Here is a 13,302-nt window from a genome sequence, read left to right on the forward strand (position 1 = left end):
ATGTTGAAATTCATAAAACACAATATGGAATCGATTATAGGAATAGAAATATTCCCAATCATTTCCGTGCTTATTTTCTTCCTCTTCTTCGTGGGTTTAATTATTTACGCCATTCGCATGAAGCAAAGTGAAGTGGATGAAATAAGCGCATTGCCATTAAATGACAGCACAGAAACTACTAACGCATCAAATACAACCGGTCATGAATAAAGCGAAAATCATAGCCACAATTATCCTTTCAACAGGTGCTTTACCTCTGCTGGCGCAAGCCACAGGTGCTGCAACAAGCAGTAGCTCATTTATGAACGGGCCTAATATTATGCTCGGTCTGGTAGCCATAGCGCAGCTTATTGCTATAGTAAGCGTGGCAGGATATATCCGTAAAATATCTGGAAGAACAGATCAGTTTATAAAAATGCGAAAAATCAAAGATGCCCAAAATGTAAAACATCTGATTCTTTTGGCCGTATTTACCGGATTTTCGGGAATGGCAGTCGCCCAGGATGCCACAGCTGCAGCAGCTTCTGGTTCAAGCATGGATCCGAATACCTTGATGCTATTGGTGCTTAACTTTGTGCTTTTACTCGTATTCGCCTACGTAGTCCGCTTGCTTTTCAAAACGGTATCATGGCTTATGCCACCAAAAACTGCCGAAGAAATAGCGGTGGAAGCAGCTGCGGAAGAAAAGCAAACAACATTTTCTAAAGTGTTTACCGATGCTGTACCGGTGGAGCGTGAAGATGAGATTATGCTCGATCATGAGTATGATGGTATCCGCGAGCTTGATAACAATCTACCCCCATGGTGGGTGTGGATGTTTTATGCCACCATTATTTATGCATTCGTTTATCTTATTTACTACCACGTATTGCCTTACGGCCAAAGCCAGGAAGAAGAGTATATTTCAGAATTGAAACAGGCAGATATGGAAAAAGAAGCCTATCTCGCTACAGCGAAAAATCTGATTGACGAAAATAGTGTTGTTTATCTGGAAGATGCTGCCGATCTCGCTGCAGGTAAAACCATTTACCTCGCCAATTGCCAGGCTTGTCATCAGGCAGATGGCGGTGGCGGAGTTGGCCCTAACCTTACAGACGAATACTGGATTCACGGTGGAGGTATGTCTGATATCTTTAAAACCGTAAAATACGGTGTTCCCACAAAAGGGATGATCGCTTGGGAATCTCAACTTAATCCTACCCAAATGGCTCAAGTGTCGAGCTTTATTCATAGCTTGAGTGGTACTGTGCCAGCAAGTCCCAAAGAGCCGCAAGGCGAAGTTTGGCGACCCGAGAACAGCGATGAAATTGCTCCGGATTCGTTAATAAAAGAGGAGCCAATTACTCCGGCTCCCGAAGTTGAAAAAGAAGAACCTGATAAAGCTACTGCTGCCGTGAAATGACAGAACCAGACCAAATAAAAGATACCGAGAGTTTTAGAGACTCTATTTCAACTATTGGTGAAGATGGTAAGCGAAAATGGGTATATCCCAAAAAGCCGAAAGGCAAGTTTACTACAGCGAGAGGTTGGGTGAGTATCTTTTTATTGGCTTTTCTGTTTGGTGCACCGTTCATAAAAATTGACGGACAGCCGTTCTTGCTTTTTAATTTGATTGAGCGCAAATTCATTATTTTCGGACAGGTATTCTGGCCGCAAGATTTTTACATCTTTGGGCTGGGTATGATTATTTTCGTGCTCTTTATTGCGCTTTTTACAGTGGTTTATGGACGCCTATTTTGCGGATGGGTATGCCCGCAAACCATCTTTATGGAAAACGTTTTTAGACGCGTTGAGTATTTCATAGAGGGCGATTGGAAGCAGCAAATGAAGCTCAATAAAGAACCCTGGAATCAAAAGAAGATCTTTAAGAAAACATCTAAACACATTATCTTTTTTGCCATATCATTTATCATCGCAAATACATTTCTGGCTTATATTGTCGGAATAGACGAATTGATCGATATCATTACTTCGCCCGTTACAGAACATGTGGGCGGGCTTGCGTCTATCACCGTTTTTTCAGGTGTTTTTTATGGCGTATTTGCATTTATGCGCGAGCAGGTTTGTACCACTGTTTGTCCGTACGGCAGATTGCAGGGTGTAATGCTCGATCGGCAATCTATTGTAGTGGCTTATGACCGTGTGCGCGGAGAGCCCAGAGGTAAATTTCGCAAGAATGAAGACCGCGACGAGGTAAACAAAGGCGATTGTATAGACTGTTTGCAATGCGTAAATGTTTGTCCCACAGGTATCGATATCAGAAACGGAACTCAGCTTGAATGCGTGAACTGTACTGCGTGCATTGATGCCTGCGATGAAATGATGGTAGCAGTAAACCTGCCTACCGGCCTCATTCGGTATACCAGCGAAGAGCAAATTAATACGCGCAAACCGTTTAGGTTGAGTACGCGTGCTAAAGCTTACACCACACTTTTGGTTGTCCTTGTCGGCGTGCTGGTAGCTTTGCTTTTTACGCGTACTTCTGTAGAGCTCAATATTTTGAGAACGCCGGGAATGCTCTATCAAACAAACGATGATGGAAGCATCAGCAACCTATATAGCTACAAGGTTATTAATAAAACAAACAAGGAAATGACTTTAAACTTTGTACCAATTGACGAAGGTTATAAAATCAAAATGGTAGGTCATAACCCAACGCTTTCCGAGCAATCGACTGCAGAAGGAGCTTTCTTTCTATCAGCGCCTGAATCTGCATTTGAACTGGGCAAGACGTTTACGAAGCTCCAGGTATATGATGCTGATGGAAAATTGATAGATAAAGTAAAGGTTCGAATTAGCGGACCGCTATAAAACAAAAAGAGTATGAAATTGCATTGGGGACATAAAATTGGAATTGTTTACGCGCTTTTTGCCGGCTCTATGATCTTTATGCTCATTTTAAGCATGCAGGAAAAACACGAGTTGGTTAATGAAAATTATTACGAAAATGAACTGGCTGTTCAGGGCAAGATTAATGCCGATAAGAATTTGAAAACTGCTGATTTCGATGTTGATATATCCAGTGCAAATAAGCAGATCTTGGTGAGCTTTATGGGTTTGCCTTCCGGCGATGTGCCTACAGGAACGGTTATGTTGTACAAGCCCGACGACAGCAGTCTTGATCAAACAATTGATGTAGCGCTAAATGCTGATAATAAGATGCTTATTCAACCCATTGGCGATCACGGCCGATACAAAGTGAGCGTGCGGTTTAAAATGTCTGGAATAGATTATTTAAAAGAAAAACAAGTGGTGCTATGATGCTTTTGCCCGCTTTCGTTTTAGGATTTGCCGGCAGCCTGCACTGTGTAGGTATGTGCGGTCCTATTGCTATGGCGGTACCGGTGGGAAAAGGAACTAAACTGCAGCAGGGCCTTGCCTTTTCGCTTTACCAGTTTGGCCGTATTTCGGCTTATGCCATTATCGGATTTCTTTTTGGCGTTCTGGGATTTGGACTCAATATGGCAGGTTTTCAACAAGGACTTTCACTTACAATAGGAATATTGATGTTACTTTTTATCTGGTTTCCAAAACTATTCGGAAAGCTTGGAATGACACATGGTCTGGCAAAATACCAATCGCGGGTTACCCGGTTTATGGCTGTAAGGCTTAAAAGCAATAGATTGCCCGCCCTTCTGGGACTCGGGTTTTTTAATGGTTTTCTTCCCTGCGGACTTGTATACATTGCACTTGCTGGTTCGGTAGCCACATACAACCCATTTTACGGAGCCCTTTTTATGGCTGCTTTTGGCCTTGGAACCGCTCCTGCATTATTCCTTGTCGGCTTTACCGGAAGGCAAATAAGTGTTTCACTGCGCTCCCAATTTAGAAAAGTAGCACCCATTATTGCTACTGTTTTTGCCCTGCTTTTTATCCTTCGCGGATTGGGCATGGGCATCCCATTTTTGAGCCCGGAATTGGGCACTACCATTACAAATACAGAAACTTGTGACCCATGAAAGCACTGATAGAAAAATATAATACTCCCGTACCACGCTACACCAGTTATCCCACAGTGCCTAACTGGAAACCCGATACTTTTCATAAAGAATCTTACCTCGAAAGACTTACAAATGGTTTTTCACAGGCCAATGCCGATGGAATTTCTGTTTATGTGCACCTTCCATTCTGCGAAAGCTTATGTACTTACTGCGGTTGCAATACGCGCATAACCGTTAATCATAAAGTAGAAGTGCCTTACGCCGAAGCAGTAGTAAAAGAATGGGCGCTTATGAAAACCCATTTTACGCATACTCCGCGTATTCGCGAAATCCACCTCGGTGGTGGAACACCTACCTTTTTCTCACCGGCAAATTTAAAAATGCTTGTTGAAGGGATTTTAGAAGGTGCAGATATTCTCGCTGATGCCTCGTTTAGCTTTGAAGCGCACCCAAACAATACTACACAAGAACACCTTGACGTTTTGCGAAGCCTCGGCTTTGACAGATTGAGCCTGGGTATTCAGGATTTTGATCCAAAAGTGCAAAAGGCCATTAACCGAAAGCAAACCGTTGAAGATGTGGATCGCGTAATGAGCGGCGCAAAAAAAGCGGGCTACCGTTCTGTAAATTTTGATCTGGTTTACGGACTTCCTTTTCAAACTGTGGAAGGAGTGCAGGATGCAGTTGAAAAAGTAATCGAATTAAAACCCGATAGAATTGCGTTTTACAGCTACGCTCACGTTCCGTGGATGCATCCGGGTCAACGCGCATACAGCGAGGCCGATCTTCCAAGTCCTGAATTAAAGCTGGCAATCTTTACAATGGGTCGCCAAATGCTACTTGATGCGGGATACGAAGCAATTGGTTTTGACCATTTTGCATTAAAAACAGACAGTTTATACAAGGCTTACGCCAATGGTACCATGCACCGTAATTTTATGGGCTTTTCAGATTTGCGCACTGATTATTTAATTGGCCTTGGCGTTTCATCTATAAGCGATATCAGAAATGGTTTTGCACAGAATATTAAGGCAGTAGAGCCTTATATCGAAAAAGTAAACAACGGTATACTTCCAATTTTCAAAGGTCACCTTCATACACAAGCGGATAGCTTTATACGCGGTCAGATTTTGAATCTGACCTGCAAGCACCACACTTCCTGGAAAGATGGCACGCCCGAGCAAAAAGAATATATGCGCAGTTGCCTTCCTCGGTTGGAGGAATGCGCAGACGACGGTTTAGCAGTGATTGGTGACGACGCCGTGCGCGTAACCGAAAAAGGGCAGGTTTTTGTGCGCCATATTTGTGCTGCTTTTGATGCCGATATGCAACAGGCGGAAGTGAAACAGCGCTATGCGCAGGGGGTGTAGATTCGCAAAGGCGCAAAGATATTGTTTTGCTTGTGCTTCGCACTTCGCTTTAGGTCTCGCAACTAAGCGAAGCGTTTTCACGACTGAAAGGAGCCCGTAGGGTGAGCGCAGCGAATAAAGGCGCAAAGACGCAAAGGTTTTGTTTTAGTTTTGCTTCGCACTTCGCTTGAGGTCTCGCAACTAAGCGAAGCGTTTTCACGACTGAAAGGAGCCCGTAGGGTGAGCGCAGCGAATAAAGGCGCAAAGGTTTTTGTATTTGAGAAGTTGATTTTATCTACGTTTTGAATATTCGTGATTGGCTATAGGACTTCTTACGGGGGACTTATAGGTTTGAGGATATTAAAATCACTATATTGCATAATGACTGAAAATGAAATTGCAAAAATTATTGTGAATGTAGCCTTTGACATCCACAAAACTCTGGGTCCGGGATTATTGGAATCTGTGTATGAAGAAGTAATGGTCTATGAATTAGTGAGTCTGGGCCTGGATGTTCAAAGGCAAAAACCAATTGCAGTAATCTGGAAAGACATAAAAATGAACGTTGGTTTTAGAGCCGACTTGATTATTGAAAACAAAGTCATTGTAGAGCTTAAATCAGTTGCGGCTATTTCTCCCGTTTTCCCAAAAACATTACTCACATATCTGAAAATAACCGACTTAAAACTCGGCCTTTTAATCAACTTTAATGTGAGTTTGATCAAAGATGGAATTACCCGCATAGCAAATAACCTCTAAGAAATGGACTTTAACAAAGCTCGCATAGTAAATTCACATCATTAAATTAGCCCAAGCCCACCGCAACCCCCCGCACCCACCTTATCCACCGCCACCAACCACATAGACGCTCCCCAATGCGTCTTAGCGTGTTAGCGAGAGAAAAAAGAGAGCATAGCGAACAAACCCTACCCCATATCCAGCAACCCCAATTCTCCTTTGCGTCTTTGCGCCTTTGCGAGAGAATAAAGAGAGCTTAGCGAACAAACCCTACCCCATATCCAGCAACCCCAATTCTCCTTTGCGTCTTTGCGCCTTTGCGAGAGAATAAAGTGAGCTTAGCGAACAAACCCTACCCCATATCCAGCAACCCCAATTCTCCTTTGCGTCTTTGCGCCTTTGCGAGAGAATAAAGTGAGCGTAGCGAACGAACCCAAACCACTTTTCGTACTTTTGGAAAATGAGAATATTTCTTCCCACCGTCATTGCGCTTTTAATGTTTTTTGCGGGAAATGCACAACGCGCCATCGTAATTGACTCAGCACCCGCCAATACACCCGCCGAAGCCACCATTTATCTGGCAGGATCCATCAATTCATGGAATCCCGGCGATCCTGATTTTACTTTTTCGGAGGTGGATGGAAGTCTGATTTATACCCTTGCAGAATCTGCTCCCAATTCCTTCCCAGGAAAAATTACCCGCGGTGATTGGGCAACCGTAGAAGGAAATGAAGCAGGAGGAGATATCTCAAACCGGGTTTTTAATTTCGCCACAACAGATACAATTCATATCGCTGTGCAATCATGGCTCGATTTAGGCGGAGCGCCGAGTGATTTGCCACCAAATGTGATAACCCTTAGCACCGATTTCTTTATGCCACAATTGGGAAGAAACAGAAGAATTCGCTTGTTTTTACCATCAGATTATGACGCCACAACCACTGATTATCCTGTGCTGTATATGCACGACGGCCAGAATCTTTTTAGCGCAAGCGAATCTTTTGCCGGTGAGTGGGAGGTGGATGAAGCATTGATAAATTTTGAGAATGAAGGCTATAGCGGAGCTATCGTTGTGGCAATTGATAATGGCGGTTCTTACCGAATAGACGAATACACGCCTTGGGCAAATGCAGATTACGGTGGCGGCGATGGCGAAGCGTACATGGAGTTTATCGTAAACACGCTAAAACCGTATGTCGATGAGAATTTCAGAACACTTTCCAATCGCGAAAATACCGGAATAATGGGTAGTTCGCTCGGCGGACTTATTTCGCATTACGGCGGTATGAAGTATCAAAATGTGTTTTCAAAAGTCGGTGTATTCTCACCCTCATTTTGGTTTACTTCAGATATTTATGATTTTACTGCATCGCAGGGTCATAGTGCCGAGATGAAGTTTTATTTCCTCGCCGGCGGTCAGGAAAGTGCATCGCTTCAGCAAGACGTTAATAACATGATTGAAACAATGGAAGAAAATGGATTTTCTGAAAGCGAAACGAATTTCAAGTTTGTGGCAAATGGCCAGCATAGCGAGTGGTTTTGGGCGCAGGAATTTCCCGAGGCCTTTGAATGGTTATATTTGTCTAATGCTACGGCGATCGCCAAGAGGCAGCCCGAAAATAATATAGCTGTTTACCCTAATCCCGTTTACGACACACTTTATTTTACCATTTCCGATAGCAATGATTTTGCGAATATTGAAATCTTTGACGCTGCAGGAAGGTTGGTGCAAACGCATTCGCGGAAGCGTGAACAAATAGATTTGAGCGCTTTGGCAAAGGGAAGTTATGTGGTAAAAATTAAAACTGAAACCGGCGCGCAAACATTTAATGTGATGAAACTGTGAGACATTTCTATCTTATTTTTCTTCTGCTGACTTCGGCGCTCACTGCGCAGGTCGTTCCGGTAGATAATGGTGTGCTTTATACAGCAACCGAAATTCCGAAAATTTATATTTCGATTGATCCCGATAGCCTTGATGACCTCTATCTGGAAGAAAACTGGTATGAAAATTACCACTATCAGGCAGTGTTTGTTTTTGAAACGCAGGCGGGGTTTGATACACTTGAAAATATTGGCTTGCGCTTTCGCGGAAATACAGCTCGCGACAAGATGAAAAAATCATTCAAAATTTCATTCAATACCTACGCTCCAGGCCGAAAATTTCACGGGGTAGAAAAACTCAATATCAATGCAGAAACCAACGACCCATCTATGTTGCGCTCCCGAATTTGCTGGGACATGTTTCATGAATATGATGTTGCTGCTCCGCGTTCAAACCATGTTGAACTCTACGTTAACGGCGATTATTACGGGCTTTACCAAAATACAGAACATATAGACGAGGAGTTTGTAGATACTTGGTTTGGAAATAAAAAAGGCAATCTTTACAAGTGCAGCTATCCGGCAAATCTCGATTATGTTTCGGATAATCCGGACGATTATAAAATGGCTCCTTTCGGAGATCGGACTTATGAGTTGAAAACAAATACAGAACTCGACGATTACTCAAAGCTCGCTGACTTTATTGCCTTTTTAAATCAGTCTTCTGATGGTGATTTTAGGTGCAACTATGCTGAATATTTTAATGTAATTCAATACCTCAAAATCGCAGCTATTGATGTGCTGACCGGAAACTGGGACGGTTACATTTATAATAACAACAACTTTTATCTTTACGAAAATCCACTCACTGGTCAGATTGAATACATTCCTTACGATCTGGACAATACCTGGGGTATTGACTGGGTTGATCGCGATTGGCCTACCCGAAATATCTACGAATTTGACCGCCACAGCCAACCGCGAAAGCTTTACACACGATTAATGGATGAGGCGGAGTATCGCGCTATTTTCACTTGGTATCTCGGCAATATGCTCGAAACCTATTTCAATACAAGTCAGCATCGGCAAGCGGTGGAGAGTCTCCGAGATTTTATTACAGCCGCCGCACTCGCTGATCCTTACCGCCCCCTTGATTATGGTTATAACAATGCCGATTTCCTTACAGCACTCTATGATCCTACCGGTGGACATGTTGATTACAGCGTCTTTGAATATGCAGACATCCGTGAAGAAACGGCAGGACAGCAATTGGAGTCAACTCCAATAGCGCCGATCATAAGCCAAGTAAAACCTGATTTTTCTGATCTTCCCGATTTTTGGAAAGTTACCGCTTATACGGATGGGCCTGCTTCAGCTTCCGCAAATATTTCGTACTCAATTAACGGTGTGCAACAACCGGGAATAAGCGGAGTGCAAAACGGAAATACCTTCTCATTTACCATTCCACTCTCCGAAAATCCAATATCTCTGGCTTACAATATTTCCGTGATTGGCGAAAACGGACTTTCTCGATCTGCATTTTGCGAAAGCAAGACCATACACTTTAATACGGCAAATAATACAATCGTAATCAATGAGTTGATGCCGTCAAATCAAACCACTATTGCCGATGAAGCAGGTGGTTATGCCGACTGGATTGAGCTTTACAATGCAGCACCAAATGCCATTAATTTAAGCCGGTATTATTTGAGCGATAACAAAAGTGCACCACTAAAATGGAATATACCTGACGTTACCATGAACCCGGGTAGCTTTCTGCTCCTCTGGGCAGATGGAAATACGGAAGAAGGGGCGCTGCACACCAATTTCAATTTAAGTGCTGCGGGCGAAAAAGTTTATTTGTTCAAAAAGCAGAACGATGAACTCACCGTTTTGGATAAGATTGACATGCCTGCCACGCCTACAGATTACAGTTTTGGTCGCGAATCAGATGCCGGTCTGCCATGGGTTCAGTTTTCAGCAACTACACCAAATGCGTCAAACAATGGTGGAATAACAGGACTTGAAAATATAACCGCTGAAAAAATTTCCGTTTACCCAAACCCCACACAGGGGATGGTTTACTTTTCTGAAAAAGCCGATTTTCGATTAAGCGATTTATCGGGGCGTATACTTATCGAGGGGCAGGGTGATTTTGTTGATTTGAGTTCATACGCACCAGGATTTTACTTGGTAGAAGTGGGTGCCACGACTTTTAGAATTTTCCGCATATAGTCGGAGATCATGCGGTTCTTATTCATGAAACTAGAAGTTTGGCCTGACTCAGCAAGTCTTGAATGCTAAAACACTGTATTGTAATATTGTGTATTTCTCTCTCGGGAAGCGAGTTGGCTTAGTCGAACTCAAGCGGACATTTGTGGCATGATTACAATTGTAAAGCATATTTGAAAGCTGACTTATCGGTTGGTAGTGACGCAGGTTTTCGCACTGATGCTGGTGAATGAAATTGGTATGAATTGTATATTAGGTTGAGTAACTTTTGTATGCATCTTTAAAACATCTCCTTCACAATATTTTCCTTTTCCTTTTCCAGGTATTTTAAAAATGCCTTGGCCACCGAAGAATGTTTTTTCCCTTTTAGCCATATCAGGCTCCACATCGTTTTTATGGGCAAACCTTTTACCGGTACGATCTGCATCTCACCGCTGTCGAGCTCTCTTTGTACACCAATAAGTGGCATTATGGAGTAACCTAAACCCGCCAATACGGCTTGCTTTACCGCTTCATTTGAAGTTAATTCCATCTTTTTTAGAACAGAGAGCTTATGCGATTTGAGAAATTTCTCCATCGTTTGGCGCGTGCCCGAACCTTTTTCACGAAATATAAGTGGCAAATCCAAAAAGAGCTCTTCAAACTTTAATCTTTTTTTGTGCTTTTTCTCCGAATTCCCAATCAGATAAAGCTCGTTTTCGAGTAGATCGAGTTTTTCTATGTTTAGCGATTCCGGAAGGACGGAAACCAATGAAAAGTCAACTTCATTTTTTTCGAGGCTTTGAATTACTCGCTCTTTATTGGTTACATCCATCACCAATTCTACACCCGGATTTGACCTGATAAATTTGGATAGAAAGTAAGGCATAACATACTTGCCTGTTGAGACAATTGAAATTTTGAGCTTGCCGGTAATCTCTCCCTTGTGAGCCGCCGACTTGTAATTTATCTCATAAACCTGCTCAATAATGCGCGCTGCAGATTCAGCAATTTCTTTCCCGAAATCGGTGATAAAAATTCTTCTTCCTATTAGCTCTGTAAGTGGTAACTCAAATTGCTGCTGAAAATTTTTGAGTTGAATTGAGACCGCGGGCTGAGTTAAAAAGAGCGCTTCAGCGGCCAGGGTTATGCTGCTGGTTTCAGTGATTTTTAAGAAGATTTGAAGTTGGTTCAGTGTATAGTTCATAAATATTCGTTATATAATTGATAACAAATATATATAAAAATTTATGGACGTGAATCCATTCCTTTGTCCCGTAGAAAAAACAAAAAACAGGGATGAAAAGAATTACAATTGCAAAAGGAGATGGTATCGGTCCGGAAATTATGAACGCTACGCTAAAGATTTTGAAAGCAGCGAGTGCCGAGCTCCAATACGATGAAATTGAAGTGGGTGAGAAGGTTTACCTGAGCGGGAATACTTCGGGAATTTCTTCTGAATCGTGGGATGTAATTCGCAGAAACAAAATCTTTTTTAAAGCTCCTATTACGACTCCACAAGGCGGGGGGTACAAGAGTTTAAATGTCTCTACCAGAAAGTTTCTGGGTCTTTATGCCAATGTGCGACCATGCAAGAGTTTGTACCCTTTTATAAAAACGAAGCATCCCGAAATGAACATTACGATTATTCGTGAAAACGAAGAGGATCTCTACGCCGGTATTGAGCACCAACAAACAGATGAGGTGGTGCAATGCCTAAAGCTTATCAGCAGACCGGGATGCGAAAAAATTGTACGCTACGCTTTTGAATATGCAAAGCAATACAACCGCAAAAAGGTGACTTGCTTTACCAAAGACAATATCATGAAGCAAACGGATGGTTTGTTCCGTCAGGTATTTAATGAAATAGCGGCAGAGTATCCACAAATTGAAAACGAGCACTGGATAGTAGATATAGGAGCTGCCAAAGTTGCCGATACACCCGAAGCATTTGACGTGATTGTTATGCCAAATCTTTACGGAGATATGATAAGCGATATTGCAGCACAACTTACAGGCTCTGTTGGGTTAGCCGGCTCGGCAAATATTGGTGAAGAGTGCGCTATGTTTGAAGCCATTCACGGAAGTGCACCAATAATTGCCGGACAGAATATTGCCAATCCTTCGGGACTTATTCAGGCTGCTGTAATGATGCTTTGCCATCTAGGTCAGGCGAAAGTGGCCGAAAAAATAAAGAATGCGTGGCTTACCACAATTGAAAGCGGCGTTCATACAGCCGATATTTTTAGAGAGGAAATAAGCAAGAAACTGGTTCACACTGATGAGTTTGCAGATGCGGTAATTTCAAATTTTGGAAAATATCCTACGGTTCTGTCTGGTGTGAATTACAACGATAGCAAGCCACTCGTGTTGCCAAAATATAAGCGTAAGCCTGCTGCGCTGAAAGAGCTTGTAGGTCTGGATGTTTTCGTGCAATGGGCTGGAAGCAATCCTGACGAACTTGCAAAGAAACTACAGGAACTGGATGGCGAAAACAGCAGGCTTACCATGATAACAAACCGTGGAATAAAGGTATGGCCAAACGGTTTTGAAGAGACTTTTTGCACCGATCACTGGCGTTGCAGGTTTAGCTCCCTGGACGGCAAAAAAGTAAAAAAAGAATTTATTTCAGAGCTGTTGGCGAAAGCCTTAGAAATGGAACTGGATACGATAAAAACCGAGAATCTCTATGCATTTAACGGGAAACCGAGCTTCTCGCTCGGACAAGGACAATAGATAGTAATCACAAATTATTTAATTCAAAATGAACTACATCAAAACCAAATTTTACACATTATTTCTGATCTTGGTACTGGCAGCCTCAGTTATTTTCCTGAGTGCTTTTGAAGACGTGATGATTGGAAAACTGAGTATTTGCACAGCAATTTTTACCTTCTTAATTCTTATCAAAAAGCATCAAAAAGTCGAAACCAATGAGTAGTAAGATACACGATTTCAATCTTATCGAAGAACTAACAGATTCTAAAGATTCAAAAGAAATATTGCTTAGTCTTATTCAATTTAAAATTCGGTTTCATAATCTTAAACTGTTTAGTAGCAGTGAAATGCATGGTGTGGAAGATAGCTATTCGCGGAAGCGTGTAAAGGAGCTCAACGAAATGCGAAACGAGATTATTGAAATAATAGACCAAAGCAGCGAGACTGGGAAAAAAATAAAAATTCATTCTAATATTCGTATTGAAGAGTTAGGCTAAGCAGGTGGTGGATCTCCTGTTTTA

At 42.3% G+C, this 13,302-nt stretch carries 12 protein-coding genes; 11 read left to right on the forward strand and 1 reads right to left on the reverse strand.

Going from position 1 to position 13,302, the window contains the following annotated elements:
- The 9 genes from G3O08_RS10525 to G3O08_RS10565 all read left to right on the forward strand — a co-directional run bounded on the left by G3O08_RS10525 (position 1) and on the right by G3O08_RS10565 (position 10,087).
- Positions 1–210 (forward strand): cbb3-type cytochrome c oxidase subunit 3, encoded by a 210-nt coding sequence (locus tag G3O08_RS10525; RefSeq protein WP_163285325.1) that lies wholly within the window; start codon positions 1–3, stop codon positions 208–210.
- Positions 203–1,402, forward strand: coding sequence for a cbb3-type cytochrome c oxidase N-terminal domain-containing protein (locus G3O08_RS10530; protein WP_163285326.1), 1,200 nt, complete (start codon positions 203–205; stop codon positions 1,400–1,402). Before G3O08_RS10525 ends, G3O08_RS10530 begins: the two co-directional genes overlap by 8 nt.
- Complete coding sequence (gene ccoG, locus G3O08_RS10535; RefSeq protein WP_163285327.1) at positions 1,399–2,811, forward strand: cytochrome c oxidase accessory protein CcoG; 1,413 nt, start codon at positions 1,399–1,401, stop codon at positions 2,809–2,811. Before G3O08_RS10530 ends, ccoG begins: the two co-directional genes overlap by 4 nt.
- Before the next feature lie 12 nt (positions 2,812–2,823).
- On the forward strand, positions 2,824–3,261 hold the full coding sequence (locus tag G3O08_RS10540) for a FixH family protein (protein ID WP_163285328.1): 438 nt from the start codon (positions 2,824–2,826) through the stop codon (positions 3,259–3,261).
- A complete protein-coding gene (locus G3O08_RS10545) occupies positions 3,258–3,959 on the forward strand; it encodes a sulfite exporter TauE/SafE family protein (RefSeq protein WP_163285329.1) in 702 nt (233 codons plus the stop codon). Before G3O08_RS10540 ends, G3O08_RS10545 begins: the two co-directional genes overlap by 4 nt.
- Complete coding sequence (gene hemN, locus G3O08_RS10550; protein ID WP_163285330.1) at positions 3,956–5,311, forward strand: oxygen-independent coproporphyrinogen III oxidase; 1,356 nt, start codon at positions 3,956–3,958, stop codon at positions 5,309–5,311. Before G3O08_RS10545 ends, hemN begins: the two co-directional genes overlap by 4 nt.
- A gap of 360 nt (positions 5,312–5,671) precedes the next feature.
- On the forward strand, positions 5,672–6,049 hold the full coding sequence (locus tag G3O08_RS10555; protein ID WP_163285331.1) for a GxxExxY protein: 378 nt from the start codon (positions 5,672–5,674) through the stop codon (positions 6,047–6,049).
- A 439-nt stretch (positions 6,050–6,488) separates the two neighbouring features.
- Positions 6,489–7,874, forward strand: a complete 1,386-nt coding sequence (locus tag G3O08_RS10560; protein ID WP_163285332.1) for an alpha/beta hydrolase-fold protein — start codon at positions 6,489–6,491, stop codon at positions 7,872–7,874.
- Complete coding sequence (locus G3O08_RS10565; RefSeq protein WP_163285333.1) at positions 7,871–10,087, forward strand: CotH kinase family protein; 2,217 nt, start codon at positions 7,871–7,873, stop codon at positions 10,085–10,087. Before G3O08_RS10560 ends, G3O08_RS10565 begins: the two co-directional genes overlap by 4 nt.
- Positions 10,088–10,364: 277 nt before the next feature.
- On the opposite strand, the gene G3O08_RS10570 is transcribed toward G3O08_RS10565, so the two are convergent.
- Positions 10,365–11,270 carry a LysR family transcriptional regulator gene (locus G3O08_RS10570; RefSeq protein WP_163285334.1) on the reverse strand — a complete coding sequence of 302 codons (906 nt, stop codon included), beginning with the start codon at positions 11,268–11,270 and terminating at the stop codon, positions 10,365–10,367.
- A gap of 92 nt (positions 11,271–11,362) precedes the next feature.
- On the opposite strand from G3O08_RS10570, the gene G3O08_RS10575 reads away from it, so the two are divergent.
- Complete coding sequence (locus G3O08_RS10575; protein ID WP_163285335.1) at positions 11,363–12,799, forward strand: NADP-dependent isocitrate dehydrogenase; 1,437 nt, start codon at positions 11,363–11,365, stop codon at positions 12,797–12,799.
- A 197-nt stretch (positions 12,800–12,996) separates the two neighbouring features.
- On the forward strand, positions 12,997–13,278 hold the full coding sequence (locus tag G3O08_RS10580) for a hypothetical protein (protein WP_163285336.1): 282 nt from the start codon (positions 12,997–12,999) through the stop codon (positions 13,276–13,278).
- Positions 13,279–13,302 lie beyond the last annotated feature (24 nt).

The sequence above is a fragment of the Cryomorpha ignava genome (genome assembly GCF_010686655.1).
In the GTDB taxonomy this organism is placed as follows: domain Bacteria; phylum Bacteroidota; class Bacteroidia; order Flavobacteriales_D; family Cryomorphaceae; genus Cryomorpha; species Cryomorpha ignava.

Bases quoted from the DNA above. Each gene is read 5' to 3' on its own strand.
- G3O08_RS10525 (WP_163285325.1), top strand. From the start codon at position 1: ATGTTGAAATTCATAAAACACAATATGGAATCGATTATAGGAATAGAA.
- G3O08_RS10530 (WP_163285326.1), top strand. From the start codon at position 203: ATGAATAAAGCGAAAATCATAGCCACAATTATCCTTTCAACAGGTGCT.
- ccoG (WP_163285327.1), top strand. From the start codon at position 1,399: ATGACAGAACCAGACCAAATAAAAGATACCGAGAGTTTTAGAGACTCT.
- G3O08_RS10540 (WP_163285328.1), top strand. From the start codon at position 2,824: ATGAAATTGCATTGGGGACATAAAATTGGAATTGTTTACGCGCTTTTT.
- G3O08_RS10545 (WP_163285329.1), top strand. From the start codon at position 3,258: ATGATGCTTTTGCCCGCTTTCGTTTTAGGATTTGCCGGCAGCCTGCAC.
- hemN (WP_163285330.1), top strand. From the start codon at position 3,956: ATGAAAGCACTGATAGAAAAATATAATACTCCCGTACCACGCTACACC.
- G3O08_RS10555 (WP_163285331.1), top strand. From the start codon at position 5,672: ATGACTGAAAATGAAATTGCAAAAATTATTGTGAATGTAGCCTTTGAC.
- G3O08_RS10560 (WP_163285332.1), top strand. From the start codon at position 6,489: ATGAGAATATTTCTTCCCACCGTCATTGCGCTTTTAATGTTTTTTGCG.
- G3O08_RS10570 (WP_163285334.1), bottom strand. From the start codon at position 11,270: ATGAACTATACACTGAACCAACTTCAAATCTTCTTAAAAATCACTGAA.
- G3O08_RS10575 (WP_163285335.1), top strand. From the start codon at position 11,363: ATGAAAAGAATTACAATTGCAAAAGGAGATGGTATCGGTCCGGAAATT.
- G3O08_RS10580 (WP_163285336.1), top strand. From the start codon at position 12,997: ATGAGTAGTAAGATACACGATTTCAATCTTATCGAAGAACTAACAGAT.